This window comes from Streptomyces sp. NPDC093064 (genome assembly GCF_044754605.1).
GTDB lineage: Bacteria > Actinomycetota > Actinomycetes > Streptomycetales > Streptomycetaceae > Streptomyces.
Map to the genome: position 1 here is coordinate 85,298 of NZ_JBIVPK010000003.1, position 26,218 is coordinate 111,515.

The 26,218-nt window shown below is 72.8% G+C and carries 21 protein-coding genes; 9 read left to right on the forward strand and 12 right to left on the reverse strand.

What is annotated here, in order from left to right:
- Positions 1 to 44: 44 nt before the first annotated feature.
- Entirely contained in the window at positions 45 to 2,306 is a 2,262-nt protein-coding gene (locus tag ACIQFZ_RS05135) for an ATP-dependent RecD-like DNA helicase (protein ID WP_365417160.1), read from the reverse strand.
- Positions 2,307 to 2,369: 63 nt separating this feature from the next.
- Complete coding sequence (locus ACIQFZ_RS05140) at positions 2,370 to 2,582, reverse strand: DUF4287 domain-containing protein (RefSeq protein WP_361415561.1); 213 nt, start codon at positions 2,580 to 2,582, stop codon at positions 2,370 to 2,372.
- Positions 2,583 to 2,781: 199 nt separating this feature from the next.
- On the opposite strand from ACIQFZ_RS05140, the gene ACIQFZ_RS05145 reads away from it, so the two are divergent.
- On the forward strand, positions 2,782 to 3,813 hold the full coding sequence (locus tag ACIQFZ_RS05145) for a LacI family DNA-binding transcriptional regulator (RefSeq protein ID WP_402690645.1): 1,032 nt from the start codon (positions 2,782 to 2,784) through the stop codon (positions 3,811 to 3,813).
- A 92-nt stretch (positions 3,814 to 3,905) separates the two neighbouring features.
- Positions 3,906 to 4,808 (forward strand): ribokinase, encoded by a 903-nt coding sequence (locus ACIQFZ_RS05150; protein ID WP_383055583.1) that lies wholly within the window; start codon positions 3,906 to 3,908, stop codon positions 4,806 to 4,808.
- Between the two features lie 178 nt (positions 4,809 to 4,986).
- Here ACIQFZ_RS05150 and ACIQFZ_RS05155 read toward each other — a convergent pair whose 3' ends face one another.
- From ACIQFZ_RS05155 to ACIQFZ_RS05165, 3 genes are read right to left on the reverse strand one after another with little or no spacing between them, the layout of a single operon-like run.
- A complete protein-coding gene (locus ACIQFZ_RS05155) occupies positions 4,987 to 5,823 on the reverse strand; it encodes a sugar phosphate isomerase/epimerase family protein (RefSeq protein ID WP_365417168.1) in 837 nt (278 codons plus the stop codon).
- Positions 5,820 to 6,971: a dihydrodipicolinate synthase family protein gene (locus tag ACIQFZ_RS05160; RefSeq protein WP_383055586.1), complete on the reverse strand. Its 1,152-nt coding sequence runs from the start codon at positions 6,969 to 6,971 to the stop codon at positions 5,820 to 5,822. Before ACIQFZ_RS05160 ends, ACIQFZ_RS05155 begins: the two co-directional genes overlap by 4 nt.
- Entirely contained in the window at positions 6,968 to 8,119 is a 1,152-nt protein-coding gene (locus ACIQFZ_RS05165) for a Gfo/Idh/MocA family oxidoreductase (protein WP_365417171.1), read from the reverse strand. Before ACIQFZ_RS05165 ends, ACIQFZ_RS05160 begins: the two co-directional genes overlap by 4 nt.
- Positions 8,120 to 8,406: 287 nt before the next feature.
- On the opposite strand from ACIQFZ_RS05165, the gene ACIQFZ_RS05170 reads away from it, so the two are divergent.
- The 3 genes from ACIQFZ_RS05170 (at position 8,407) to ACIQFZ_RS05180 (ending at position 11,810) form a co-directional block, all read left to right on the forward strand.
- Positions 8,407 to 9,477, forward strand: coding sequence for a LacI family DNA-binding transcriptional regulator (locus tag ACIQFZ_RS05170; RefSeq protein WP_383055587.1), 1,071 nt, complete (start codon positions 8,407 to 8,409; stop codon positions 9,475 to 9,477).
- A 581-nt stretch (positions 9,478 to 10,058) separates the two neighbouring features.
- Positions 10,059 to 10,991, forward strand: coding sequence for a GNAT family N-acetyltransferase (locus ACIQFZ_RS05175; protein WP_402690646.1), 933 nt, complete (start codon positions 10,059 to 10,061; stop codon positions 10,989 to 10,991).
- A gap of 18 nt (positions 10,992 to 11,009) precedes the next feature.
- The gene (locus tag ACIQFZ_RS05180; RefSeq protein WP_402690647.1) at positions 11,010 to 11,810 is read left to right on the forward strand and encodes a sugar phosphate isomerase/epimerase family protein; all 801 of its coding nucleotides are present in this window, start codon (positions 11,010 to 11,012) and stop codon (positions 11,808 to 11,810) included.
- A 54-nt stretch (positions 11,811 to 11,864) separates the two neighbouring features.
- Here ACIQFZ_RS05180 and ACIQFZ_RS05185 read toward each other — a convergent pair whose 3' ends face one another.
- Positions 11,865 to 12,806: an EamA family transporter gene (locus ACIQFZ_RS05185; protein WP_365417177.1), complete on the reverse strand. Its 942-nt coding sequence runs from the start codon at positions 12,804 to 12,806 to the stop codon at positions 11,865 to 11,867.
- A gap of 95 nt (positions 12,807 to 12,901) precedes the next feature.
- On the opposite strand from ACIQFZ_RS05185, the gene ACIQFZ_RS05190 reads away from it, so the two are divergent.
- The 3 genes from ACIQFZ_RS05190 to ACIQFZ_RS05200 all read left to right on the forward strand — a co-directional run bounded on the left by ACIQFZ_RS05190 (position 12,902) and on the right by ACIQFZ_RS05200 (position 16,756).
- Positions 12,902 to 13,819 (forward strand): LysR family transcriptional regulator, encoded by a 918-nt coding sequence (locus ACIQFZ_RS05190; protein ID WP_402690648.1) that lies wholly within the window; start codon positions 12,902 to 12,904, stop codon positions 13,817 to 13,819.
- Positions 13,820 to 14,161: 342 nt separating this feature from the next.
- Positions 14,162 to 15,991 carry a glycoside hydrolase family 3 protein gene (locus ACIQFZ_RS05195; protein WP_365417181.1) on the forward strand — a complete coding sequence of 610 codons (1,830 nt, stop codon included), beginning with the start codon at positions 14,162 to 14,164 and terminating at the stop codon, positions 15,989 to 15,991.
- A 141-nt stretch (positions 15,992 to 16,132) separates the two neighbouring features.
- A complete protein-coding gene (locus ACIQFZ_RS05200; protein WP_402690747.1) occupies positions 16,133 to 16,756 on the forward strand; it encodes a hypothetical protein in 624 nt (207 codons plus the stop codon).
- Between the two features lie 88 nt (positions 16,757 to 16,844).
- Here the strand turns inward: ACIQFZ_RS05200 and ACIQFZ_RS05205 are convergent, their stop codons facing one another.
- The 6 genes from ACIQFZ_RS05205 to ACIQFZ_RS05230 all read right to left on the reverse strand — a co-directional run bounded on the left by ACIQFZ_RS05205 (position 16,845) and on the right by ACIQFZ_RS05230 (position 25,476).
- Positions 16,845 to 18,296: a S28 family serine protease gene (locus tag ACIQFZ_RS05205; protein WP_365417183.1), complete on the reverse strand. Its 1,452-nt coding sequence runs from the start codon at positions 18,294 to 18,296 to the stop codon at positions 16,845 to 16,847.
- A 98-nt stretch (positions 18,297 to 18,394) separates the two neighbouring features.
- The gene (locus ACIQFZ_RS05210) at positions 18,395 to 18,781 is read right to left on the reverse strand and encodes a hypothetical protein (protein ID WP_365417185.1); all 387 of its coding nucleotides are present in this window, start codon (positions 18,779 to 18,781) and stop codon (positions 18,395 to 18,397) included.
- A 77-nt stretch (positions 18,782 to 18,858) separates the two neighbouring features.
- On the reverse strand, positions 18,859 to 22,587 hold the full coding sequence (locus ACIQFZ_RS05215; RefSeq protein ID WP_402690649.1) for an ABC transporter ATP-binding protein: 3,729 nt from the start codon (positions 22,585 to 22,587) through the stop codon (positions 18,859 to 18,861).
- 97 nt (positions 22,588 to 22,684) lie between these two features.
- Positions 22,685 to 23,551 carry a serine hydrolase gene (locus tag ACIQFZ_RS05220; protein ID WP_376650859.1) on the reverse strand — a complete coding sequence of 289 codons (867 nt, stop codon included), beginning with the start codon at positions 23,549 to 23,551 and terminating at the stop codon, positions 22,685 to 22,687.
- Between the two features lie 160 nt (positions 23,552 to 23,711).
- On the reverse strand, positions 23,712 to 24,656 hold the full coding sequence (locus ACIQFZ_RS05225) for a helix-turn-helix domain-containing protein (RefSeq protein ID WP_402690650.1): 945 nt from the start codon (positions 24,654 to 24,656) through the stop codon (positions 23,712 to 23,714).
- The gene (locus ACIQFZ_RS05230; RefSeq protein WP_365417197.1) at positions 24,643 to 25,476 is read right to left on the reverse strand and encodes a helix-turn-helix domain-containing protein; all 834 of its coding nucleotides are present in this window, start codon (positions 25,474 to 25,476) and stop codon (positions 24,643 to 24,645) included. Before ACIQFZ_RS05230 ends, ACIQFZ_RS05225 begins: the two co-directional genes overlap by 14 nt.
- Positions 25,477 to 25,801: 325 nt before the next feature.
- On the opposite strand from ACIQFZ_RS05230, the gene ACIQFZ_RS05235 reads away from it, so the two are divergent.
- On the forward strand, positions 25,802 to 26,203 hold the full coding sequence (locus ACIQFZ_RS05235) for a peptidoglycan-binding protein (RefSeq protein WP_365417200.1): 402 nt from the start codon (positions 25,802 to 25,804) through the stop codon (positions 26,201 to 26,203).
- The last annotated feature ends 15 nt before the right edge of the window (positions 26,204 to 26,218 follow it).

The window sequence follows — 26,218 nt, forward strand, 5'->3', positions numbered from 1 at the left end:
ACGTGGCGTCAGACAGTGTCTTCCGGCCCGCCGGACGGCGGTTTTCAGCCGCCGAGGCGGAAGTCCAGCGCCGTGCAGCGCCGCCCCGCCGACACCGTGCGCACCGCCTGGCCGATCGCCTTGCGCGAGCCGACGAGGACGACCAGCTTCTTGGCCCGGGTCACCGCCGTGTAGAGCAGGTTGCGCTGGAGCATCATCCAGGCGCCTGTGGTAACCGGGATCACCACGGCCGGATACTCGCTGCCCTGCGAGCGGTGGATGGTCACCGCGTACGCGTGCGCCAGTTCGTCCAGTTCGTCGAACTCGTACGGCACCTCCTCGTCCTCGTCCGTCAGCACCGTCAGGCGCTGGTCGACCGGGTCGAGCGAGGTGACCACGCCCACGGTGCCGTTGAAGACACCGTTCTCCCCCTTCTCGTAATTGTTGCGAATCTGGGTGACCTTGTCTCCGACGCGGAAGACCCGGCCGCCGAACCGCTTCTCCGGCAGGTCGGGGCGGCCCGGGGTGACCGCCTGCTGGAGCAGGCCGTTCAGCGTGCCGGCGCCCGCCGGGCCCCGGTGCATGGGCGCGAGCACCTGCACGTCCCTGCGCGGGTCGAGCCCGAACCGGGCCGGGATCCGGCGCGCCGCCACGTCCACGGTGAGCCGGCCGGCCTCCTCGGTGTCGTCCTCGACGAAGAGGAAGAAGTCCTTCATGCCGTCGGTCAGCGGATGCTGCCCGGCGTTGATCCGGTGCGCGTTGGTCACCACACCCGACTGCTGGGCCTGGCGGAAGACGCGTGTGAGGCGGACGGCGGGCACCGGGCTGCCGTCGGCCAGCAGGTCGCGCAGCACCTCGCCGGCGCCCACGCTGGGGAGCTGGTCCACGTCCCCGACGAACAGCAGGTGCGCGCCCGGGGGCACGGCCTTGACCAGCTTGTTGGCCAGCAGCAGGTCCAGCATGGACGCCTCGTCCACGACCACCAGGTCGGCGTCCAGCGGGCGGTCCCGGTCGTAGGCCGCGTCCCCGCCGGGCTTGAGCTCCAGCAGGCGGTGCACGGTGGAGGCCTCGGCGCCGGTGAGCTCCGACAGGCGCTTGGCGGCCCGGCCGGTGGGCGCGGCCAGCACCACCTTGGCCTTCTTGGCCCGCGCCAGCTCCACGATCGAGCGCACCGTGAAGGACTTGCCGCAGCCGGGGCCGCCGGTCAGCACGGCCACCTTCTCGGTCAGCGCCAGCCTGACCGCCGCCTCCTGCTCGGGGGCGAGGTCGGCCCCCGTACGGCCCTTCAGCCAGGTCAGCGCCTTGTCCCACGCGACGTCCCGGAAGGCGGGCATCCGGTCGGCGTCGACGCGCAGCAGCCGCAGCAACTGGGCGGACAGGGACAGCTCGGCCCGGTGGAAGGGCACGAGGTAGATCGCCGTCACCGCCTCGCCGCCGTCCTGGCCGGGCACCTTCTCGCGTACGACTCCGGGGTCGGCGCCGTCCTCGGGGGGCTCGGCGAGTGCGGCGAGGCACTCGATGACGAGCCCGGTGTCGACCTGGAGGAGCTTGACCGCGTCCGTGATCAGCCGCTCCTCGGGCAGGAAGCAGTGGCCCTGGTCGGTGGACTGCGACAGCGCGTACTGAAGGCCCGCCTTGACCCGCTCCGGGCTGTCGTGCGGGATGCCGACGGACTGCGCGATCTTGTCGGCGGTCAGGAAGCCGATGCCCCAGACGTCGGCGGCCAGCCGGTACGGCTGGTTCTTCACCACCGAGATCGACGCGTCGCCGTACTTCTTGTAGATGCGTACCGCGATCGAGGTGGAGACCTCGACGGTCTGGAGGAAGAGCATGACCTCCTTGATCGCCTTCTGTTCCTCCCAGGCGTCGGCGATCTTCCTGGTCCGCTTGGGGCCGAGGCCGGGCACCTCGATCAGGCGCTTGGGCTCCTCCTCGATGACCTTCAGGGTGTCCAGGCCGAAGTGCTGGGTGATGCGGTCGGCGAAGACCGGCCCGATGCCCTTGACCAGGCCGGAGCCGAGATAGCGGCGGATGCCCTGGACGGTGGCCGGGAGCACGGTGGTGTAGTTGTCCACCTGGAACTGCTTGCCGTACTGCGGGTGGGAGCCCCAGCGGCCCTCCATCCGCAGCGACTCGCCGACCTGGGCGCCGAGCAGCGCGCCGACGACCGTCAGGAGGTCACCGGCGCCCCGGCCGGTGTCGACGCGGGCCACCGTGTAGCCGTTCTCCTCGTTGGCGTACGTGATCCGCTCGAGCACGCCCTCCAGCACGGCCGGACGCCACTCCCCGGCACCGGCCTGCCCGCTCCGACTCGCCTCCGTGGTCATGACCCGACGGTACCGCCGGGCTGTGACAGCCCCGCCGGCCGGGCCGCCGGCGGAGCCCGCCGCTCACCCGGCCTTGCCCTCGGCGAGGGTGTGGGCCACCAGGGCGTTGGCGTGGCCGTGCCCCAGGCCGTGCTCGGACTTGAGCCAGTTGACGAGTTCCATGTGCTTGGTCAGCGGCGAGGAGCGGATGAGGTCCTTCCACTCGGCGATCGCCCGGCCGTACTTCTTCTCGATGGAGGGGAAGTAGCTCGCGGGGCCCTTGGCGGCGGCGGTCATGGCGGGTGCCTTCCTATGGCGGACGCTGTCGTATGTGATGACTGACGCCGGAGGACGGACTCATCGCTCGGACGGGGGCGATTTCGCGCCACTCCCCGGGCCCCGAAGGGCAACGATCCGGCAACGGGCCCTTGCGGTCGGCGCGTGTAATCGTTTCCAATCGATTGTGTAATCGATTCCACGAGGAGGCGGAACGGCGATGGCGAGCATCAAGGACGTGGCCGCCGCGGCGGGCGTGTCCGTCGCCACGGTCTCGCGCGTCCTGAACGAGCATCCGTCGGTCAGCGCCGACGCACGCGCACGCGTGCTGGCCTCCGTCGAGGCACTGGGCTACCGCCCGAACGCCGTCGCCCGGTCCCTGCGCACCCACCGGACCCGCTCCCTGGGCCTGGTCATCAGCGACGTGCTCAACCCGTACTTCACCGCGCTGGCCCGCTCCGTCGAGGAGGAGGCCCGCGCCCTCGGCTACAGCGTGATCATCGGCAACGCGGACGAGCGGCCCGGCCTCCAGGACCACCACGTACGGACCCTGCTCGACCGCCGTATCGACGGCCTCCTGGTCTCCCCCACCGACGGCGGCTCCCCGCTGATGCTGGACGCCGCGCGCGCGGGCACGCCGATGGTGTTCGTGGACCGGTGGATCGAGGGCGTGGACGTGCCCGTCGTCCGCTCGGACGGGCGGGCGGCGGTACGCGATCTCGTCGCGCACCTGTACGGGCTCGGCCACCGGCGGCTCGCGATCATCGCGGGCCCCGCGGCCACCACCACCGGCCGCGAGCGCGTCGAGGCGTTCCGCGAGGCGCTGGCCGCCCACGGCCTCCCGCTCCCGGACGCGTACGTCGGCCAGGGCGACTTCAGGGCCGGGAGCGGCCGGCGTGTCACCGAGGGCTTCCTGGGGCTGCCCGAGCCTCCCGAGGCCGTGTTCGCCGCCGACAACCTGATGGCGCTCGGCGCGCTGGACGCCGTCCGCGCGCGCGGGCTGCGGGTGCCCGACGACATCGCGCTGGCCGCGTTCGACGACATCCCGTGGTTCCCGCACACCGACCCGCCGATCACCGCGATCGCCCAGCCCACCGGCGAGCTGGGGCGGGCCGCCGTACGCGCCCTGGTCGACCGGATAGCGGGACGGCCCGCGCGGTCCGTCACCCTCCCCGCCCGGCTGGTCGTACGCCGCTCCTGCGGCGAGCCGGGGGCCGGCGCCGTGCCAGGTGGCCCGGCGCCGGCGACCTGACCGCCACCGGCGGCGCCCGACATGGCCGGATTCCGCCGATCGACCCCCGCCCCGCCGCGCTCGTGAATCACCCCCGTAAGGAGAAAGCACACATGTACGACTACGACCTCCTGGTCGTGGGGTCGGCCAACGCCGACCTGGTGATCGGTGTCGAGCGGCGGCCCGCCGCCGGGGAGACGGTGCTCGGTTCCGATCTGAGCGTCCACCCCGGCGGCAAGGGCGCCAACCAGGCCGCGGCCGCCGCCCGGCTCGGGGCCCGGACGGCTCTGCTGGCCCGGGTCGGCGACGACGCCCACGGCCGACTGCTGCTCGACGCCCAGCGCGCGGCCGGGGTCGACCCGGCGGGCGTGCTGGTCGGCGGGGCGCCGACCGGGGTCGCGCTGATCACGGTGGACCCGTCCGGCGACAACAGCATCGTGGTCTCGCCGGGCGCCAACGGCCGGCTCACCCCCGAGGACGTGCGCGCGGCCGGCGACCTCCTGCGGGCCTCCCGGGTGGTCTCGGCGCAACTGGAGATCCCGCTGGAGACGGTCGTGGAGGCGGTGCGGAACCTGGCGCCGGGCAGCCGCTTCGTGCTGAACCCGTCGCCGCCGCGCCCCCTGCCGCAGGAACTCCTGAAGGCCTGCGACCCGCTGATCGTGAACGAGCACGAGGCGAAGGTGATCCTGGGCGGCGCCGAGGCGGGCGACACCCCCGAGAGCTGGGCGCGGGACCTGCTTGCCCTGGGCCCGCGCTCGGTGGTGGTCACCCTGGGCGGCGAGGGCGCGCTGGTGGCGTCCGCCGACGAGGTCGCCCGGGTCCCGTCCGTGAAGGTGGACGCCGTGGACACCACGGGCGCGGGCGACGCGTTCACCGCGGCGCTGGCCTGGCGGCTGGGCGCGGGCGCGTCCCTGGAGGTGGCGGCGGCCTACGCGGCCCGGGTCGGCGCGGTCGCCGTCACCCGGCGGGGCGCGCAGGAGTCCTACCCGACGGCGGCGGAGGTCGACGCGCTGTGAGAGGGGTGTGGTGTCCCTCATGAGCGGTGCGGGGCGTCCGTCTTGAGCCGGGCGGGGCGTCCGTCTTGAGCGGTGCGAGGTGTCAGTCGGGGCCTGTCCGGGGGTGCGGCGCCCGGACGGCTTCGAGGGGCCCGGTCCGTCGACCCGGCCCCCTCGGCTCTTCGCCTGCGTCAGACGGTCATCGGATGACGTGCTCCACGAACCGGTCCGCCGTCTCCGCCAGTACCTCCCGTCCGTCCCTGGCCCACAACTCCTCGTTGAACAGTTCGACTTCGATGGCGCCGGTGTAGCCGGCCGCCTCCACGTACCGCTTCCACTCCCGCATGTCGATCGAGCCGTCGCCGATCTGGCCGCGGCCGTTGAGCACGCCCTCGGGCAGCGGGGTGGTCCAGTCGGCGAGCTGGAAGGTGTGGATGCGGCCGCCCGCGCCCGCCCGCGCGATCTGCTCCGGAGCGGTGTCGTCCCACCAGATGTGGTACGTGTCGACGGTGACGCCGACCTGGCCGGCGGGGAAGCGTTCGGCGAGGTCGAGCGCCTGGGTGAGGGTCGAGACCACGCAACGGTCGGCGGCGTACATGGGGTGCAGCGGCTCGATGGCCAGGCGGACACCGCGCTCGGCGGCGTACGGGCCGAGGACGGCGAGGGCGTCCGCGATGCGCTCACGGGCCCCGTGCAGGTCCTTGCTGCCGGCGGGCAGTCCGCCGGAGACCAGCACCAGCGTGTCCGTGCCGAGCGCCGCGGCCTCGTCGATCGCCGCGTGGTTGTCGCCCAGCGCCTCGGCCCGCTCGACCGGGTCGATCGCCGTGAGGAAGCCGCCCCGGCACAGGGTGGTGACGGTGAGGCCCGCGTCCCGTACGAGTTTGGCGGCGGCCTCCACCCCGTACGCCCGCACCGGTTCGCGCCACAGGCCTACGCCCGGCACTCCCAACTCCAGGCAGGTGTCCACCAGTTCCGGCAGTGACAGCTGCTTGACCGTCATCTGGTTGATCGAGAAGCGTTCCAGGCCCGTGCTCATTGGTTCACCCCGTACAGCGACAGCAGGTTCTTCATCCGCTCCTCGGCGAGCTTCGGATCCGGGAACAGGCCGAGTCCGTCGGCGAGTTCGTAGGCGCGGGCGAGGTGCGGCAGGGAGCGGGCCGACTGGAGACCACCGACCATCGTGAAGTGCGCCTGGTGTCCGGCGAGCCAGGCCAGGAACACCACGCCGGTCTTGTAGAAGCGGGTGGGGGCCTGGAAGAGGTGCCGGGACAGTTCGACCGTGGGGTCGAGCAGGCCGCGGAAGCCCTTGACGTCCCCGGTGTCCAGGACCCGTACCGCCTCGGCCGCCAGCGGTCCGAGCGGGTCGAAGATGCCGAGCAGCGCGTGGCTGAAGCCCTGCTCGTCGCCGGCGATCAGCTCCGGGTAGTTGAAGTCGTCGCCGGTGTAGCAGCGCACGCCCTGCGGCAGTCGGCGGCGCAGGTCGATCTCCCGCTGGGCGTCCAGCAGCGAGATCTTCACTCCGTCGACCTTGTCGGGGTGGGCGGCGATGACCTGGAGGAAGGTGTCGGTGGCCGCGTCCAGGTCGGCCGAGCCCCAGTAACCCTCCAGGGCCGGGTCGAACATGGGGCCGAGCCAGTGCAGGATCACCGGGTCGGCGGCCTGGCGGAGCAGGTGGCCGTAGACCTCCAGGTAGTCCTCCGGGCCCTCGGCCGTGGCCGCCAGAGCGCGCGAGGCCATCAGGATCGCCTGGGCGCCCGCCTCCTCCACGACGGCGAGTTGCTCCTCGTACGCGGCCCGGATCTGCGCGAGCGAGCCGCCGGTGAGCTGGTCGGTGCCGACGCCGCAGGCGATCCGCCCGCCGACGCCGCGGGCCTCGGCCGCGGACCGGCGGATCAGCTCGGCCGCGCCCGCCCAGTCCAGGCCCATGCCGCGCTGCGCGGTGTCCATGGCCTCGGCGACGCCGAGCCCGTGGGCCCACAGATGGCGGCGGAAGGCGAGGGTGGCGTCCCAGTCGACGGCGGCGGGCGAGTCGGGCGACGCGTCGGCGAACGGGTCGGCGACGACGTGCGCCGCCGAGAAGACCGTGCGGGAGGTGAAGGGCGTGCCGGGGGTGGGGGCGAGCGGCTCGGTGCGGGGCTCGTAGGTCCGCAGCGCCCTGCCCGCGCCGGGCAGTCGGATGGTCACGGCTGGATCTCCGGTACGTCGAGGCGGCGGCCCTCGGCCGAGGACTTCAGGCCCAGCTCGGCCAGTTGGACGCCGCGGGCGCCGGCGAACAGGTCCCAGTGGTAGGGGGCGTCCGCGTAGACGTGCTTGAGGAACAGCTCCCACTGGGCCTTGAAGCCGTTGTCGAAGTCCTGGTTGTCGGGCACCTCCTGCCACTGGTCGCGGAAGGCCTCGGTGGCGGGGATGTCGGGGTTCCAGACCGGCTTGGGGGTGGCGGAGCGGTGCTGGACGCGGCAGTTGCGCAGGCCGGCGACGGCCGACCCCTCGGTGCCGTCCACCTGGAACTCGACGAGTTCGTCGCGGTTGACGCGGACCGCCCAGGAGGAGTTGATCTGGGCGATCACGCCGCCCTCCAGCTCGAAGACGCCGTAGGCGGCGTCGTCGGCGGTGGCCTCGTAGGGCTTGCCGTTCTCGTCCCAGCGCTGGGGGATGTGGGTGGCGGCGAGGGCCTGTACGGAGGTGACCCGGCCGAACAGCTCGTGCAGCACGTACTCCCAGTGCGGGAACATGTCGACGACGATGCCGCCGCCGTCCTCGGCGCGGTAGTTCCAGGACGGGCGCTGGGCGTCCTGCCAGTCGCCCTCGAAGACCCAGTAGCCGAACTCGCCGCGCACGGACAGGATCCGGCCGAAGAAGCCGCCGTCGATCAGCCGCTTCAGCTTGAGCAGTCCGGGCAGGAAGAGCTTGTCCTGGACGACGCCGTGCTTGACGCCGGCCTCGCGGGCGAGCCGGGCGAGCTCCAGGGCGCCCTCCAGGCCGGTGGCGCTGGGCTTCTCGGTGTAGACGTGCTTTCCGGCGGCGATCGCCCTCTTGATCGCCTCCTCGCGGGCCGAGGTGACCTGCGCGTCGAAGTAGATGTCGACGGCCGGGTCGGCGAGGACGGCGTCCAGGTCGGTCGAGACGTGCTCCAGGCCGTGCTTCTCGGCGAGCGCCCGCAGGGCGTGCGCGCGCCGGCCGACCAGGACCGGTTCCGGCCACAGCACGGTGCCGTCGCCGAGGTCGAGTCCGCCCTGCTCACGCAGGGCGAGGATCGAGCGGACCAGATGCTGGCGGTACCCCATGCGCCCGGTCACGCCGTTCATGGCGATCCGCACCGTCTTGCGTGTCACGTCAGTCCCTTCGTACGCGGTCCACGCGCCGCGTGCGCCCCCGGTGGTCGCACTGGTGAGCGTTGCAGCAAGCGCTTTCTATGCACAGAGAAGCTAGCCTCTGGACAGCGGTCGGACAAGAGCCCGGCCAGGACGTGATGGTTCGAGGGGGCGAACGGGCGGGCCGGGTGGCCGTAAGGTCTGCTCGACACCCTGAGCGGCCGCATCCCCGCGGCGGGCCGCGGGTGCCACGTACCGGCTGAGCACGGCACGTACGAGGACGAGATGCGCGACCGGAGGACGACGAGATGACGGTGACCCTGGCGGACGTGGCGGCCCGCGCACAGGTCTCTCCCGCGACGGTGTCGCGCGTGCTGAACGGCAACTACCCAGTCGCCGCCTCCACCCGGGAGCGGGTGCTGAAGGCGGTCGACGAGCTGGACTACGTGCTCAACGGCCCCGCGAGCGCGCTCGCCGCCGCGACCTCCGACCTGGTCGGCATCCTGGTGAACGACATCGCCGACCCCTTCTTCGGGATCATGGCGAGCGCCATCCAGTCGGAGATCGGCGGCCCCGGGGGCCGGGCCGGCGGGGAGCGGCTGGCGGTGGTCTGCAACACGGGCGGCTCACCGGACCGCGAGCTGACCTACCTGACCCTGCTGCAACGGCAGCGGGCGGCGGCGGTGGTGCTGACCGGCGGGGCCGTGGAGGACGCGCCGCACGCGGCGGCGGTCTCGGCGAAGCTGCGCAAGCTGGCCGACGCCGGGACGCGCGTGGTGCTGTGCGGGCGGCCGCCGGCGCCCGGCACCCAGGCGATCGCGCTGGCCTTCGACAACCGGGGCGGCGGACGGCGGTTGACGGAGCATCTGATCGCCCTGGGCCATCGGCGGCTCGGCTACATCGCGGGCCCCGAGGAGCGGACGACCACCCGCCACCGTCTGGAGGGCCACCGGGAGGCGTTGGCGGCGGCGGGCATCGAGGACGACCCCGGCCGTACGGTCTACGGCCGGTACGACCGCTCGTCCGGCCACGAGGGCACCCTGGAGTTGCTGCGCCGCGACCCGTCCCTCACGGCCGTCGTCGCAGCGAACGACTCCGTCGCGCTGGGCGCCTGCGCCGCGCTGCGCGAGTCCGGTCTGCGCATCCCCCAGGACGTCTCGGTGGCGGGCTTCGACGACCTTCCCTTCAGCGTCGACACGGTCCCCGCCCTCACGACGGTCCGACTGCCGCTCGCGGAAGCGGGGGCGCGCGCGGGCCGCATCGCGATGGGCCGCGAGGAGCCGCCGCCCGGAGGCGTCGCGACCATCCCGGGGGAGCTGATGGTGCGGGGGTCCACGGGGGCACCGCGCGAGTCCGCGGAGGCACCGCGCGGGGCGTGAGGCACGCGCGGGTCCACGGGGACCCGCGACGTGAGGCATGCGCGAGCCCACGGGGATCCCGCGACGTGAAGCGCCGCGCGGGGGTGAGACATCGCGCGGGGCGGAGGTACCTGGCGAGACAGGAGACATCCCGCAGGGCAGGAGACACATCCCGCGGGGACGTGAGCGCGGGACGTGAGGCACCGCGCGAGTCCACGGGCACACCTCGCGGGACGTGAGGCACACGCGAACCCACGGGACCCCGCAGCGTGCGGCGCACCGGGGTGAGACACCGCGCTGGGGCGGAGGCACCTGGCGGGGCGTGAGACATCCCGCGGGGCTTGAGAAGCGCGGGTCGTGGGAGCACCATGCGGCGCGTGAGACACCGTACGGGGCGTGAGGCAATACGCGGGGCGTGAGGCGCCGCGCCAGTCCGCGGGCACACCGCCGCGGGGCGTGAGGCGGGGACGAGGCGTGGACGGGGGGTCGTTGCGGGGATAGCCTCGGGGTGAGCGGTTTCTCTGACTGGGTCAAGTATCCGGGCTGTCCGGGCCGGTGGCGGAACCGTGCCCGTCTCCCACCCCTCACCCACGGGGCCCGACATGACCGTCCAGGACATCCGCGCGTTCAACCGCTTCTACACCAACGCCATCGGCGCCCTCGACTACGGCCGCCACCTCTACGCCCCCTACACGCTCACCGAGTCCCGGGTGCTCTACGAGCTCGCGCACGCGCCCCGGACCGACGCGGCCGACCTGCGGGCCGAACTCTCGCTGGACGCCGGGTACCTGAGCCGGATCCTCAACAAGTTCGAGCGGGAGGGGCTGGCCGAGCGCGGGCCGTCCGAGCGTGATCCCCGGCGCCGGAGCGTCGCTCTCACCCCGCGGGGCAGAGAGGCCGCCGGCCTGTTGGAGGAGCGGTCGCGGGAGTCCGTCGGCCGGCTGCTGCTCTCCGTGCCGCCGACGGACCGGCCGCGGCTGGCGGACGCGATGCGCACCGTACGGGAGATCCTGTCCGAGGGGCGGGCACCCCGGCCGGAGGACGTCGTGCTGCGCGGGCCCGGACCCGGCGACCTGGGCTGGATCGTGCAGCGCAACGGCGCGGTGTACGCCGCCGAGTACGGCTGGAACGCCGACTACGAGGGCCTGGTGGCGAGGATCGTCGCCGGCTTCGCCGAGGACCACGACCCGGACCTGGAGCGGGTGTGGATCGCCGAGCTCGACGGGCGGCCGGTGGGGTGCGTGATGTGCGTACGGGACGAGGCCCCGGCCACCGCCCGGCTGAGGCTGCTGCTCGTCGGGCCCGAGGCGCGCGGACTGGGCATCGGCGACCGGCTGGTGCGGGCGGTCGTCGACTTCGCGCGCGTGGCCGGCTACCGGGACCTGGTGCTGTGGACCAACGACGTGCTCGGCGGCGCCCGCCGCATCTACCAGCGGCACGGCTTCGTCCTGGTCGCCGAGCAGCCGCACCACTCCTTCGGCAAGGACCTGGTGGGCCAGGACTGGCGGCTGAATCTGGGCGAACCGGGCGCATGACGGGTAGGGTCCCTGCCCATGAAGTTCGCCTTCTCCACTCTGGGTGTGCCCGGTCTGCCCGTACCGGACGTGGTCCGGCTCGCCGCCGCGCACGGCTACCACGGTGTCGAACTGCGCGCCCACCCCGAGGAGCCGGTGCACCCGGGGCTCGGGGCCACTGAACGGGCCGAGGTGGCCGCCGAGTTCGAGGCGGGCGGGGTCGAGATCCTGGGGCTCGCCGGGTACCCGCGGGTCGCCGCGCCCGGCGACGACGCGGCCGTCAATCGTGAGATCCGCGAACTCCTGGAGCTCGCCGGGGACTTGGGCGCTTCCTTCGTGCGGGTGTTTCCCGGCGCGGATCCGGGGCGGCCGGCCCCGGAGGGCGACGCCCTCGCCGCCCGGCGGCTGGCGGCCGTCGCCGGACACGCCGCCGACCTGGGCGTCCGCATCCTGCTGGAGACCCACGACTCGCACCGCACGGGCGCGGACGTCCTGCGCGTCCTCGGTCCGGTCGGCCACCGCCAGATCGGCGCCCTGTGGGACGTGATGCACACCTGGCTGGGCGGCGAGCAGCCGCCTGAGACCTTCGCCGCCCTCTCCCCGTACCTCGGCTACGTCCAGGTCAAGGACATCGCCTCGGCCGACGACACGACGCCTCTCCCTCTGGGCGCGGGTGCCCTGCCGCTCGCCGAGTGCGTGGAGGTCCTCACCCGCCACGGCTGGGACGGCTGGCTGTGCTGGGAGTACGAGAAGCGCTGGTACGAGGCGGCGGCACCGCTGCCGGACCTGCTCGGCCCGGGGCGGGAGCATCTGGCCCGGCTGCTGACCGAGTCGGCCTGACCCAGCGCCCCGGCACCAGGCCGGGCCGGACCACCACCGGTGGTGCCGCCGACCTCACCGCGGCAGCCCGGCGGAGTGCGACGGCTCGGGGCCTACGGCGTGGACGGCGGGCTCCGGGGCCGGGGCGGGCGGCTGCTCGCGGCGGCTCGGTGCGAGTGAGGTCAGCGCCACCCCGCCGACCAGCAGCGCCGCCGCGCACCAGCGCAGGGGGCTCACCGATTCGCCGAGGAAGAGCGCCGCCGAGGACATGCCGAAGACCGGGACCAGCAGTGAGAACGGCGCGACCGTGGAGGCCGGGTGGCGGCGCAGCAGCCAGCCCCAGGCGCCGAAGCCGAAGACCGTGGTGATCCAGGCGACGTAGAAAACCGTGCCCGCGCCCTGCCAGTCCAGGGCACGCAGCGCGGCCAGGTCCCGGGAGGGGCCCTCCAGCAGCAGCGACAGGCCGAGCAGCGGCAGGACCGGGACCGTGCTCACCCAGACCATGAAGTTCAGCGCGTCCGGGGAGGCCGCCTTGCGGGTCAGGACGTTGGAGACGCCCCAGCAGGCCGCCGCGGCGACGACGAGCGCGAAGGCGCCGAGGGGGCCCGCGGTGCCCTCGTCCACGGCCGCGACGCCGATGCCGGCGAGCGCCACGCCCATGCCCAGCACCCTTACGCCCGTGGGCCGTTCGCCCAGCACCAGGAAGGCGAACAGGGCCGTGAAGACCGCCTGGATCTGGAGCACCAGGGAGGAGAGCCCGGCGGGCATCCCGGCGTCCATCCCGACGAACAGCAGCCCGAACTTGGCGACGCCGAGCACCAGTCCCACCGCCACGATCCATTTCCACGCCACCTTCGGCCGGCCCACCAGGAAGACGGCAGGCACCGCGGCCGCCAGGAAGCGCAGGGCCGAGAAGAGCAGGGGCGGGAAGTGGCCGAGGCCGACCTCGATGACGGTGAAGTTCACGCCCCAGACGGCGGCGACGAGGACGGCGAGCAGGACATGGGCAGGTCGCATGTACCGAGGATCACTTCCGGGGACCGTGAAGCACCAGCGATGATTGCTGCACCATTGAGTGAAGCACCGCTAACCATTCGCCCACCGGAGGAACCGTGCTCGATCTCCAGCGTCTGCGCGCCCTGCACGCCGTCTCCGTGCACGGCACCGTCGGGGCGGCCGCCGTCGCGCTCGGGTACACCTCGTCGGCGGTGTCGCAGCAGATCGCCAAGCTGGAGCGGGAGACCAGGACCGTACTCCTCGAACGCGAGGGGCGCGGGGTGCGGCTCACCGACGAGGCACACCAACTGGTCGCCACAGCAGGGGAGTTGCTGGCGATCGTGGAGCGCGCCGAGACCGAGTTGGAGGAGCGGCGCGGGGTGCCCGCCGGGCGGCTGCTGGTGGCGGCGTTCGCCTCGGCGGCGCGTGGGCTCATGCCGCGCGTCCTCGCGGACCTGGCCCGCCGGCACCCGGCCCTGGACGCCCGGCTCAGCGAGGTCGACCCGCATCTGTCGGTGGACCTGGTCGCCAAGGGCGCCGTCGACCTGGCCGTCGCGCACGACTGGGACATCGCCCCGCTGCCCGCGCCGTCCGGGGTGGAACAGGCCGTCATCGGGGACGACCTGTGCGACCTGCTGGTGCCGGCCGGGCACCCGTTCGCGGGGCGGACGGGGGTACGGCGCGAGGAGCTGGGTGGCGAGCGGTGGATCTGCCAGCCGCCGGGCCGCGTGTGCAGCGACTGGCTGCTGCGCACCCTGCGCGCCGCCGGGCACGAGCCGGACGTGGTCCACCAGGCCGACGAGAACCCGACCCTGGTCGCCCTGGTCGCCGCGGGCCTGGGCGTCGCGCTGATCCCGCGGCTGGGCCGGGGCCCGCTGCCCGAGAGGGTCGTGGAGGTGCCGCTGGACCCCATGCCCGTACGGCGGTTGTACGCGCTGTGGCGCACGGGCGCCGCCCGGAGGCCGGCCATCGCGGAAACGGTGCGTACCCTGCGGGAGCACTGGCCCGAGGTGTCCGCGCACACGCCCCGCTGAGCCCCGCTGAGCCCTCGCGGCCACACCCGCACCGACGTGCGGGAATCCGCGCCCGGCCGGGAACCCGGCCCCGCTGCCGCCCGTCCAACCGGCGAGCTGCCGGAGGAGTCCGCGCGGTGCGGTGTCGGCCTCGCCGACGGCCGGCGGTCGCCGACCACCCTCTCCTCCGCACCGCGGCCGGCAGCCCGCCGCCGTCGGCGCGCCCCCCCTCCGGCAGCGCCGGCGGCGGCCCCACCGGTTCCTGTGCGCTCCCTTGACTGGCAGAAACTTCCCGGATATTGGTGACTCCTCGGAAGTTTCCTTCAGTGGTACTCCAGCGGATCTCCTCCGGAAGGGGCGCACGTGCACGACGCCAGCACGGGAACCACCGCACTTCCCTCCAGACGTACCCTCCTCGCCGCCACCGCCGGCATCACGGCCGCCCTGGCGGTCCAGGGCACCGGCACCGCCCACGCCGCTTCCCACAACGACCAGAAGCTGCTTGCCCTCATCTCCCGGATGACGCTCGAGGAGAAGGTCGGCCAGCTCTTCGTGATGCGGGTCTACGGCCACTCGGCCACCGCCCCGACGCAGGCCGACATCGACGCCAACCTCAAGGAGATCGGCGTCCGCACGGCCGCCGAGCTGATCGCCAAGTACCGCGTCGGCGGCATCATCTACTTCGCCTGGGCCAACAACACCAAGAACCCGCACCAGATCGCCGACCTGTCCAACGGGATCCAGCAGGCGGCCCTCGGGCAGCCGCGCGGTCTGCCCCTGCTCGTGGCCACCGACCAGGAGCACGGCATCGTCTGCCGCGTGGGCAAGCCCGCGACCCTCTTCCCGGGCGCCATGGCGATAGGCGCGGGCGGCTCGCCCGCCGACGCCCACACCCTGGGCCGCATCTCCGGCGCGGAGCTGCGCGCCCTCGGCATCAACCAGGACTACTCCCCCGACGCCGACGTGAACGTCAACCCGGCCAACCCGGTCATCGGTGTACGGTCCTTCGGCGCCGACCCGGACGCGGTGGCGGGGCTGGTGGCCGCGGAGGTGAAGGGCTATCAGAGCTCCAAGGTGGCGGCGACCGCCAAGCACTTCCCCGGGCACGGGGACACCGCCACCGACAGCCACTACGGCTTCCCGGTCATCACGCACAGCCGCGAGCTGTGGGAGAAGCTGGACGCGGTGCCGTTCCGGGCCGCGATCAAGGCCGGCATCGACTCGATCATGACCGCGCACATCCAGTTCCCGGCGCTGGACGATTCCGGCGACCCGGCCACCCTCTCCCACCCGGTTCTCACCGGCATCCTGCGCGGCGAACTCGGCTACGACGGGGTCGTGGTGACCGACTCGCTCGGCATGGACGGCGTGCGCAGCAAGTACGGCGACGACCGGGTGCCGGTGCTGGCGCTGAAGGCGGGCGTGGACCAGTTGCTCAACCCGCCCTCGCTGGACGTGGCCTGGAACGCGGTGCTGAGCGCGGTGCGCGCCGGCGAGCTGACCGAGGCCCGGCTCGACGAGTCGATCCTGCGCATCCTGCGGATGAAGGCGAAGCTGGGACTGCTCGACGACCCGTACGTCAGCCAGGCGGACGTCGACCGCGTCGTGGGCATCGGCACCCACCTGGCGGCGGCCGACCGCGTCGCCGAGCGGACCACGACCCTGCTGGCCAACGAGGGCCGCCTGCTGCCGCTGTCCCGCCGCAGCCACAACAAGCTGCTCGTCGTCGGCGCCGACCCCGCCTCCCCGTCGGGCACCACGGGCCCGCCCACCGGAGTTCTCGCCGCCGCCCTCACCGAACTCGGCTTCCAGGCCACGGCGTTGTCGACGGGCACCGCCCCGTCGGCGGCGACCGCCGACAAGGCGGTGGCCGCGGCGCAGGACGCGGACGCGGTGGTGGTCGGGACGTACAACGTCACGGCGGGCAGCTCCCAGAAGACGCTGGTGGAACGGCTCGTCGCCACCGGCCGCCCGGTGATCGCGGTCGCGATCCGCAACCCCTACGACATCGCCCACCTTCCCACGGTCCCGGCCCACTTGGCGGCCTACTCCTGGACCGACGTGGAACTGCGCGCCGCCGCACGGGTGATCGCAGGGCAGGTGCGGCCGCACGGCAGGCTCCCGGTGCCGGTCCAGCGGGCGGACGACCCGGCGCAGGTCCTGTACCCCATCGGGTACGGCCTGTCGTACTAGCCGCCCTCGCGCGCCGGGCGTACGGCGCTTACGCCGCACCCCCGGCGTGCCACCGCCAACTGGCCCGAAGCACCCCGCACGCCTGGCGTGGCCCCGCTGAGGCGGGCCACGCTGGGCCGGGGGGTGGACCGGGGGATGGCGATGCTCGGGAAATGGTCCGTGGGGATGGCGTGCGCCCTGCCGGCGCTGCTCGTGCTTCTGCTGACGGGCTGCGGGCAGCCGTCCGGGTCCACGGGCGGCCAGGAGCGGGGCGGCGCCCCGGCCTCCGCGCGGCCCTCCGGTCACGGCGCGGTGTTCCTCGGCCTGGGCGAGTGCAGTTCCTTCGGCACGACGAGCTTCACCGAGGTGCCGTGTTCCGGGGAGCGGGCTGCGGCCCGGGTGATCGCCCGCCACGACGGCCCACCCGGCGACGGCCCGCCCTGCCCGCCGGACACCGACTTCGTCCTGCACATCGGCGCCCAGCCGGCCGCACCCGGCCAGGACGACGGCGCGATCCCGCGGGGCTACGCCTGCATGCGCAATCTCCAGCCACCGCACCCCGGCGACCCCGGCGGCGGGGGCGGCCCGCGCACCGTCGTCGGCGACTGCCTCTACGACTCCGGCCGCGGCCAGGTCCGGGAGACCGCGTGCGACGGCACGGGCGGGAGGAAACCGGAGTACCGGGTGACGCGGGCGGTGCGCGACCGCGGCCAGTGCCCGGCGTCGACCGCCCTGTACGTCCGGCTCGGCGGCGACGAACCGGTGGGCTGCGCCCGGAAACTGTGACTCCGGGTGCAGCCCACCGATGGATCAGCGCCTGTCGATCAACGCGTGTCGATCAACGCGTGCCTGTCGGCGGGTGCCGACCGGCGCGTCACGGCCTGAGCGCGGGCTCGCGCTCCACGTCCCGCACGTCCAGCTTCGCGTCGAAGCCGGCCAGCGGCTTGGCCACCGACGGGTTCACCTGGACCGCCGGGGTGGCGACTCCGGCCCACTTCAGGATCTTCGCCGTGGCGAGCGCCTTCTCGTCCGCCACGAGACCCGCGACGTTCGCACCGTGGTTCATGCCGGGCGCCGTGAACACGTACGAGTCCCGTGCCCCGTTGCCGAGGCGGAACGGCTCCGCGCCCCACGGGTCGTTCTGCCCGTAGACGAAGAGCATCTGGTTCGCGTGCTGGCGCACCCAGGTGTCCACGTCACGCATCGCCGACGGCTGGAACTTCATCGGGATGGACCGCGGGACGAAGTTGCGCGGCGGCTGGTAGCCGTAGCGGATCAGCTGCTTCTCGATGTGCGGGAACTGGATGGTCGGCGCGCCGAGCTGCGTGCCGGCCTGGTAGTAGTACGGCGTGTAGGGCTCGAGGCCCTGGTCCGTGTACGCGTCGAACCCGGAGATGGCGTCGACGGAGTCCCAGATCTGCTGGTCCGTGGCGTTCTTGGCGTCACCCGGGATGGTGCCGCAGTCCTTCAGCAGGCTGTACTGCCAAAAGCCCCACACGTAGTCGAGGACGACGGCCTCGTACGCCTTGTCCAGGTTGCCGATGGTGGTGAAGGTGTAGCCGTGGTCGGCGGCGAACTTCGCGTACTTGTTCTCCAGCGACTCCCGGCGCACCAGCGCCTCCCGCTGCACGCCGTTCAGCCGGTCGCGGCACTCCTTGGTGCCGACGGTGGCGAAGAAGCGGTCGTAGGCGGAATCTTCCTTGTTGACCACGTCGTTGGGCGCGACGTAGGCGACCACGCCGTCCATGTCACCGGGGTAGAAGCGCTTGTAGTAGGTGGCCGTCATGCCGCCCTTGGAGCCGCCGGTGGAGATCCAGTTCTGCGAGTAGACCGGCTTCAGCGCCTGGTAGATGCGGTGCTGGTCACTGGCGGCCTGCCAGATGTCGAGCTTGGACCAGTCGGCCGGGGCGGGCCGGGACGGGGTGAAGAACCGGTACTCCATGGAGACCTGGTTGCCGTCCACGATCTGGGTGGGCTCGCGGCGGCTGGGGGTCGTGGAGACGTTGTAGCCGCCGGTGTAGAAGACCGTCGGACGGTCGACTCCCTTGTGCAGCACGGTGATCCGCTGCTCGAAGGTGCCCTTCGAGGGGTCGCGGTGGTCGACCGGCTGGGTGTAGTTGAGGACGAAGTAGCGGTAGCCGGCGTAGGGCTTCTCCTGGATCAGGCTCATGCCCGGAATGGCCAGGAGCTGGTTCAGGATGTCGGCTTCCGTGCTGCTTGCGGGGCCGTTCGTGGCCTCCGGCTGGGCCGCGGTAGCCACCCCTGCCGTGCTCAGTGTGCCGATGGACACCGTGAGCGCGAGCAGCCATCTGAGCGCCTTGCGCATGCACCCTCCCTATGAGACAGATGTTCGCCGGAAGGTATCGGAGCAACTCGGGTGCACACCAGGGGAGCAGGGAAAATACCTGAACGTGTTTCAGCGGTTCAGCACAGGATCCAGTCCGTGTGCACCGAATTCGACCCCACCGATCCGGCGACCCGCACGCACCGGTGGCCCGCGTGCACGGTGACCGGGCCGGCGTGCCGGGAGTAGTTGCCCTTGTCGGTGACCGGACGGTTGCCGCGGGCCTGCACCGTCACCGACATCGGCCGCTTGGGGCCGGGTTTACTGGCGACAGTGAGGGCGCAGACGTAGCCGTCGCGCTTGTGGACGTGGACGGTGCCGGTGGCGAAGGAGAGCGTTCTGACCTCGCGGCCGGCGCAGGCGGTGGCTGCCTGGGCGGTGCCGGGCGCGGCGAACGCCAGCAGCACCGCCCCGGTCAGCACGGCCACGAGCGGCAGCGGCCTCCGACATATCGCAGCACTGTCCACGGTCCCCCCTGACGTGAGCGTACAAGCGTACGGCTGTACGGACGCGGCCCGTGGGCCGGATGGTTGCGACCACGGGCTCAGCGGGACGCGCTGACCTGCTCCTCCGACTCGGGCGCGCCGACGAACGTCCGCCACAGCTCGGCGTACCGCCCGCCGCGGGCCAGCAGTTCCTCGTGCGTGCCGTCCTCGGCGACCCGGCCGTGGTCCATCACCACCACCCGGTCGGCGCGGGCGGCCGTCGTCAGCCGGTGGGCGACCACCAGTGTCGTACGGCGGCCCGCGAGCCGGTCGGTGGCCTGGTTGACCTGTGCCTCGGTGGCCAGGTCGAGCGCGGCGGTCGCCTCGTCGAGGAGCAGCACGTCGGGGTCGACGAGTTCGGCGCGGGCCAGCGCGATCAGCTGGCGCTGACCGGCCGACAGATTGCGCCCGCGCTCGGCGACCTCGTGCAGATAGCCGCCCTCCAGCGTGGCGATCATCTCGTGCGCGCCGACCGCGCGCGCGGCGGCCTCCACCTCTGCGTCGGTGGCGTCGGGCCGGCCGTAGGCGATGGCGTCGCGGACGGTGCCCGGGAAGAGGTACGCCTCCTGCGGCACGACCCCGAGCCGGTGCCGGTACGCGGTGAGGTCCAGCGCCCTGAGGTCCGTGCCGTCCACGGTCACCCGGCCGCCGGTCGGGTCGTAGAACCGGGCCACCAGCTTCACCAGGGTCGACTTGCCCGCGCCGGTCTCGCCGACGAAGGCGACGGTCTGTCCGGCCGGGACGCGCAGGTCGACACCGGTGAGTGCCGCCTCGCCCGCGTCGGCGGCGCCGTACCGGAAGTGCACGTCCTCGAAGGCGATCTCGCCGCGCAGGGCGGGCACGTCGAGGGGCTCGGCGGCGGACTTCGTGGACGTCGGCTCCCGGAGCAGCTCCCGGATGCGGCCCAGGGAGACGGTCGCCTGCTGGTAGCCGTCGAAGACCTGGGAGAGCTGCTGGACGGGCGCGAAGAACAGGTCGATGTAGAGCAGGTACGCCACCAGGGCGCCCGTGGTCAGCGTGGCCGCCTCCACCCGGCCCGCGCCCGCGATCAGCACCGAGGCCGCCGCGACCGAGGACAGGAACTGCACGAACGGGAAGTAGACCGAGATCAGCCACTGGCCCCGGATCCGCGCCTGGCGGTAGCTGTCGCTGCGTCCGGCGAACCGCCGCCCGCCGTCCCGCTCGCGCCGGAAGGCCTGCACGATCCGCAGCCCGGCCACCGACTCCTGGAGGTCGGCGTTGACCACCGACACCCGCTCACGGGCGAGTTCGTACGCCTTCACGCTCGCCCGGCGGAAGAAGAACGTGCCGACGACCAGCGGCGGCAGCGTCGCGAAGACGACCAGCGCCAGCTGCACGTCGATCACCAGCAGGGCGACCATGATGCCGAAGAAGGTGACGACCGAGACGAACGCCGTGACCAGACCGGTCTGCAGGAACGTCGACAGCGCGTCCACGTCCGTCGTCATCCGGGTCATGATCCGGCCGGTCAGCTCGCGCTCGTAGTAGTCCAGGCCGAGTCGCTGGAGCTGGGCGAAGATCTTCAGGCGCAACGAGTACAGCACCCGCTCGCCGGTCCGCCCGGTCATCCGGGTCTCGCCGACCTGCGCCGACCACTGCACCAGCACGGCGAGCAGGGCGAGCAGCGAGGCCGCCCAGACGGCGCCCAGGGCCATCCGTGTGACGCCCTGGTCGATGCCGTGCCGGATCAGGATCGGCAGCAGCAGGCCCATGCCGGCGTCCACGGCGACCAGGCCCAGGCTGGCCAGGAGCGGCAGGCCGAAGCCGCGCAGCAGGCGGCGCAGGCCGTAGGAGTCCTCCGGGCGGACGGCCCGCCGCTCGTCGATGTCGGGGGTGTCGTTCGCGGGCGGCAGCGCCTCGACCTGGGCGAGCAGTTCGGGGGTGGCGGGCATGCCGGCCATCGCCGTGTCCCGGGGCTCGCGGTCCCCCGCCCACAGTGTGGGCGTGATGCCGCGCTCGGCATCGAACTCGGCGTCCAGTTCCTCCCGGACGGAGACGTCCTCCGGGGGCGCGGCGGGCTGGGCGTGGCCCGGCGAGACGCCGCCGAGCTCGTCGGGGTCGGTGAGCAGGCGCCGGTAGAGGGGGGACCGCTCCTGGAGCTCGTCGTGGGTGCCGATGTCGGCGAGGCGGCCCTGGTCGAGGACGGCGATACGGTCGGCGAGGTTCAGGGTGGAGCGGCGGTGGGCGATGAGGAGGGTGGTGCGGCCCTCCATGACCTGTGCCAGGGCCTCATGGATCTCGTGCTCGACCCGGGCGTCCACGGCGGAGGTGGCGTCGTCCAGGACGAGCAGGCGCGGGTCGGTGAGGATCGCGCGGGCCAGTGCGACGCGCTGGCGCTGCCCGCCGGAGAGGGTCAGTCCGTGCTCGCCGACCTTGGTGTCGTAGCCCTCGGGCAGTTCCGAGATGAAACGGTCGGCCTGGGCGGCGCGGGCGGCGGCCTCGATCTGCTCCCAGGTGGCGTCGGGGCGGCCGTAGGCGATGTTGGCGCGGACGGTGTCGGAGAACAGGAAGGAGTCCTCGGGCACCAGGCCGATCGCGGCCCTGAGCGAGTCCAGGGTCAGCTCGCGCACGTCGTGGCCGCCGACGAGGACGGCGCCGTGGGTGACGTCGTAGAAGCGGGGCAGCAGCAGGGAGGCCGTGGACTTGCCGGAGCCGGAGGAGCCGACGACGGCCAGGGTCTCGCCGGGGCGGATCTCGAAGGACAGCCCCTGGAGGACTGGCCGGCCGTCCTCGTAGCCGAAGGAGACGTCGTCGAACTCGACGGTCGCGGGGGCGTCGGCGGGCAGTTCCTTGGTGCCCCCGGTCAGGGTGGGATCGGTGTCGATCAGCTCCAGGACGCGTTCGGTGCCCGCCCGGGCCTGCTGCCCGACCGTGAGCACCATGGCGAGCATGCGGACCGGGCCGACGAGCTGGGCGAGGTAGGCGGAGAAGGCGACGAACGTGCCCAGCGTGATGTGCCCGCGCACGGCGAGCCAGCCGCCGAGGGCCAGCATGGCGACCTGGCCGAGGGCGGGCACGGCCTGGAGGGCGGGGGTGAACCGGGAGTTCAGCCGGATGGTGCGCAGCCGTCCGGCGAACAGCCTGCGGCCGACGTCCCGCAGCTTGGCGGTCTCCTGCTCCTCCTGACCGAAGCCCTTCACCACGCGTACGCCGCCCACCGCGCCGTCGACCACGCCGGCGACGGCGGCGGCCTGCGCCTGGGCGTACCAGGTGGCGGGGTGGAGCTTGGTGCGGCTGCGCCGGGCGATCCAGCCGAGGGCCGGGGCGACGGCGAGGGCGACCAGGGTCAGCGGCAGCGACAGCCAGGCCATGATCACCAGGGAGATCAGGAAGAGCAGTACGTTGCCGATGGTCATCGGCAGCATGAAGAGCAGGCCCTGGATCAGCTGGAGGTCGCTGGTGGCGCGGCCGACCACCTGGCCGGTGGACAGTTCGTCCTGGCGTCTGCCGTCGAGCCGGGTGATCGTCTCGTACATCTCCGTCCGCAGGTCGTGCTGGACGTCGAGGGCGAGCCGACCGCCGTAGTAGCGGCGGATGTAGGTGAGGACGTAGACGACGAGCGCGGCGGCGATCAGGGCGCCCGCCCAGGGGGCCATACCGCGGCTGTGGCCGCCGATCACGTCGTCGATGATCACCTTGGTGATCAGCGGTACCAGCGCCGTGACGGCCATGCCGGCGAGCGAGGCTCCGAGGGCGAGGACGACGTCCCTGGGGTAACGCCAGGCGTACCCGGCCAGTCTCCGCGCCCACCCCGGCTGCGCTGCCACGTCGGTGCCTCCCTCAAGAGCTGGTCTTCCGGAAGACACCAACGCGGGCGGGGGCGGATTTCATCCCTCCGTGGCAGCGCGCCCGGCGGCGCGGGGATCACCCGCCGGAGGGGACCGCCACGAACGCCTCCTTCGGTGTGGTGGTCGGCACATAGCGCACGGTGTTCGTCGTAGTGGGGACGAGGTCCTTGTGGATGGCCTTGGCGATGTTCTGGATGGTGGTGACGCCGTAGTTCATGGTGCTGTTGTCCTGGGTGAGCACCGTGATCATGTAGTCGTGGCCGGCGCCGTTGAAGGTGCCGACGCTGTGCACCCGCCAGCCGTGCGTGGAGCGCGACAGCCAGCCGTTCTTGACGTGCACGGCGACGGAGGACGGCGCCCCGGCGGGCGTGCCCCAGCGCTGGGAGGAGACGACCTGGCCCATGAGCTTGAGGATGTAGGCGCGGGAGTTGTCGCTCAGCACGGAGTTCTTCGCCGTGATCAGTGCGAGCAGCTTCTGCTCGTCGCGCACGGTGATCTGGGTCAGTCCCCAGTAGCCGTTCGCGCCGGGCTTGGTCTGGGTCATGCCGGCCGCGGTCAGGAAGCCCTTCACCTTCGTCACGCCCAGCTGCTTCCACAGGCTGGAGGTGGCGTTGTTGTCCGACTTGGTGATCATGGCCGTGGCGAGCGTGGACTCGCGGGTGGTGAGGTAGCGGTTGTGCTTCTTGGCGTCCCACAGCAGGGTGGCGAGGACGGTGACCTTGACCACGCTCGCCGAGTCGTAGGCGGTCGACTGGCGCAGCGTGCAGGTCGTGTTGGTGCCGCGATCGAGCAGGCCGACGGCGATGGTGCCCTTGCGGCTCGCCATGGCCGCGGTGATGTCCTTCTGCAACTTGGCCGCCAGGCCCGCCTTGCCGGACGTGCAGCTGACCGTGGGTGTGGCGGCCGCGGCGGGCGGCGCGGCGGCCACGCAGGGAATCAGCATCCCGGCGCCCACGCCCGCCGCGAGCACTCTGGCGCGTCGGGTTGTCGAGTGAGTCATGTCCAGTTGACGTACGGGCTGCGGCGAATGGTTGTGCGAGTTGTCTGAGATTTGACCCACCGTTAACCACCAAAGAAAGGGTGCAGACCGGCCATCGCCGTCCCTACCCGGACAAGTCGGCGCCGTGCAGGCCGAAGCAGCGTCGTTCCTGCTGCCGTACCAGGCAGGCGCTGGCGGTGTCCGGGCCGGAGCGGCCGAGGGCGATCATGGGAGTGGAAAGGGAACCCTTCGCGTCGTACTCGTCCTTGACCTCCGCCGTCAGCGGAGTATGGCCCGGTATGCGGATCTCGACCCGATCGCCGACCTTCCCCAGGTCGATACGGGCCCACACGGCGTGGCAGGCGGCACCGTGCCGGATCTTGACCACGGTTCGTACGGGGAAGGCCTGCCGTCGCAGCGTCGTCGGCGGGGGTATGACGTCGCATCCGTAACTCTCGGGGTTCTTGCCCGTGCAGCCGCCGCCCTGGCAGCCCGGCGACGCCGGGACCGTCAGGGCGGACGTGGCCGGAGAGCCGACCGACTGCCGGTGACCGGCTCCGAAGGCACCGGCGGCCACGAGCGCCGCCGCGACGGCGACGGCGGCCAGACCGCAGAGCCCTCCGACGGCCAACTCCCGGCGCACGCGCGAGCGTGGGAGTAGGCGAGCCGCGTGACCGGACGCCTCGGACGCGGCGCGACGGGACGCCGGCGGGGCTGCGGCGCCGTCCTCGGCGGGGTCCGGAGGTGACGCCGGGCGGGGCACGGGGAGTCCGGCTCGGGCGCTCGGCGGTGCGGGCTCCGGCGGACGCCCGGAACGCCCGCTCCACACGGCCTCGGCCAGCTCCCACAGGGCGAGGGGTCTGCCGGGATCCTCGCCCGCCAGGGCGCACAGTGCCTCGACGGCCTGCCGGGGCGGGACCGTCTTGCCGTTGAGGTAACGCTCCCAGGAGGACTTGCTGTACCGCGTCTTGTCCGCCAGTCCGGCCAGGCTCAGGCCGGTCCGGGCGCGCAGGCCGCGCAGCGTCCCGGCCAGCCGGTCGCATTCCAGGTGCCGGTCACCGGGTGTCATGCCGCAGCACTCCCCAGGTGTCCTCGCCGACCACCCCGTCCACGACGATGTGCGCGTCCCGCTGCAGCCGCTGCACCGCACGCTCGGTGCCGCTGCCGAAGGCCCCGTCGGCGAGCCCCGGCGGGAAGCCGTGGTGCCGCAGCAGGCACTGCGCCTCGACGACGGGCCACTGCGCGGATCCCACACCGAGCAGTTCCGTACGGGTGTTGCTGTAACCGGCGTACAGCAGGCCGTCCTTGCCCCTCCGGACCGAGCACGCGTAGTCCTTGCCCGCCTGGAACACGAACGGGTGCCCGTCCCGATCCTTGGCGGAACTCCCCGCCGCGGCCGCCGGCCGGTCCGGCGTCCCGCCGTGGTCCCAGGGAGCGGCCATCAGCAGCGCGGTCAGGGCCAGCAGGGCCGTGACGGACGCCGCCGCCAGGACGGCCACCCACGACCGCCGGCCGCTCCCCGGCTCGTCGTCCCGCGTTCCCTTCCCGACGTCGGCCGGCTCCTCCGACTCCGCCGGCTCCTCGGGTGTCTCCGCCTCCTTGCCGCGCGTGTCCCGTGCGGCGCCGTCCAGCGCCGCCGCGGCCACCTCGTGCAGGGCCAGCAGCCGGCCGGGGTCGGCGGCACAGGCGCGGGCGAAGGCGGCCACGGCAGGCTGGGGAGGCAACGCCCGGCCGTTGAGGTACCGGTCCCAGGAGGAGCGGCTGTACCCGGTTCTGGCGGCCAGTGACTGCAGGCTGAGACCGCTGTGGTCCTTGACCCGGCGGAGTTGCAGGACCAGTTGTCGCATCCTGGGGTCGAGCGAGGTCGGCAGTTGCTTCCAAGGAGACATGTCCCCCACATCTCTTCCGTTTGCCAGCAACTCTTTACCGAAGATGCGACGGATTCCCGCCGCGGTTCCCCGGCGGCGTCCCCCGAAAGGGTGCGTTCAACCACCACCTGGTGTAACCCGCCTCCCGCCACTGCCTCGTCGCACGGCACGTCCCCGCAGGTCAGGAGAGGGGACGTCCCATCTGGGCAGCATTCGGGCGGTGGTTGTGGCCCGCCCCCGCGGCCGGCGGGCAGTGTCGGTGGTGCCCGGCGGGGCGGCGTGTTCGTCCGACGCGGTCCCCGCCCGGCCTCGACAACCGGCCCCAGCAAGGAAACGGGGAACACTCATGACCATCGGCGCAACGCACAAGTCCCTCGGGATCGGTGTCGCCACGCTCGCCCTCCTGGGCGGCGTGGCCACCGCCGGCACGGCCCACGCGACCGGGAGCGTCACCGCCCACTCCACCGTGGCCGCGGCGAAGAAGTGCACGTACACGAAGAGCCTCGGCTACTACTGCGGCTACTACAAGGGCAACGGCACCGTCCGCAAGGGCAGCAAGGGCAACGCGGTCCGGGAGGTCCAGGCGCTGATCAACCAGACGACCTCGTACAAGCCCAAGCTCAAGGTCGACGGCGACTTCGGCAAGAACACCAAGGCCGCCGTGATCTGGTTCCAGAAGAAGTACCACGTCAAGCCGTACGACGGCGTCGTCGGCAAGAAGACGTGGAAGGAGCTGCGCCTGAAGTAGCCCCGCCGGGGCGGG

Bases quoted from the DNA above. Each gene is read 5' to 3' on its own strand.
- ACIQFZ_RS05205 (WP_365417183.1), bottom strand. From the start codon at position 18,296: ATGCGCAAGGCGCTCAGATGGCTGCTCGCGCTCACGGTGTCCATCGGC.
- ACIQFZ_RS05185 (WP_365417177.1), bottom strand. From the start codon at position 12,806: ATGCGACCTGCCCATGTCCTGCTCGCCGTCCTCGTCGCCGCCGTCTGG.
- ACIQFZ_RS05225 (WP_402690650.1), bottom strand. From the start codon at position 24,656: ATGACACCCGGTGACCGGCACCTGGAATGCGACCGGCTGGCCGGGACG.
- ACIQFZ_RS05235 (WP_365417200.1), top strand. From the start codon at position 25,802: ATGACCATCGGCGCAACGCACAAGTCCCTCGGGATCGGTGTCGCCACG.
- ACIQFZ_RS05135 (WP_365417160.1), bottom strand. From the start codon at position 2,306: ATGACCACGGAGGCGAGTCGGAGCGGGCAGGCCGGTGCCGGGGAGTGG.
- ACIQFZ_RS05175 (WP_402690646.1), top strand. From the start codon at position 10,059: ATGACCGTCCAGGACATCCGCGCGTTCAACCGCTTCTACACCAACGCC.
- ACIQFZ_RS05145 (WP_402690645.1), top strand. From the start codon at position 2,782: ATGGCGAGCATCAAGGACGTGGCCGCCGCGGCGGGCGTGTCCGTCGCC.
- ACIQFZ_RS05150 (WP_383055583.1), top strand. From the start codon at position 3,906: ATGTACGACTACGACCTCCTGGTCGTGGGGTCGGCCAACGCCGACCTG.
- ACIQFZ_RS05220 (WP_376650859.1), bottom strand. From the start codon at position 23,551: ATGCTGATTCCCTGCGTGGCCGCCGCGCCGCCCGCCGCGGCCGCCACA.
- ACIQFZ_RS05230 (WP_365417197.1), bottom strand. From the start codon at position 25,476: ATGTCTCCTTGGAAGCAACTGCCGACCTCGCTCGACCCCAGGATGCGA.
- ACIQFZ_RS05180 (WP_402690647.1), top strand. From the start codon at position 11,010: ATGAAGTTCGCCTTCTCCACTCTGGGTGTGCCCGGTCTGCCCGTACCG.
- ACIQFZ_RS05170 (WP_383055587.1), top strand. From the start codon at position 8,407: ATGACGGTGACCCTGGCGGACGTGGCGGCCCGCGCACAGGTCTCTCCC.
- ACIQFZ_RS05200 (WP_402690747.1), top strand. From the start codon at position 16,133: ATGCTCGGGAAATGGTCCGTGGGGATGGCGTGCGCCCTGCCGGCGCTG.
- ACIQFZ_RS05155 (WP_365417168.1), bottom strand. From the start codon at position 5,823: ATGAGCACGGGCCTGGAACGCTTCTCGATCAACCAGATGACGGTCAAG.
- ACIQFZ_RS05140 (WP_361415561.1), bottom strand. From the start codon at position 2,582: ATGACCGCCGCCGCCAAGGGCCCCGCGAGCTACTTCCCCTCCATCGAG.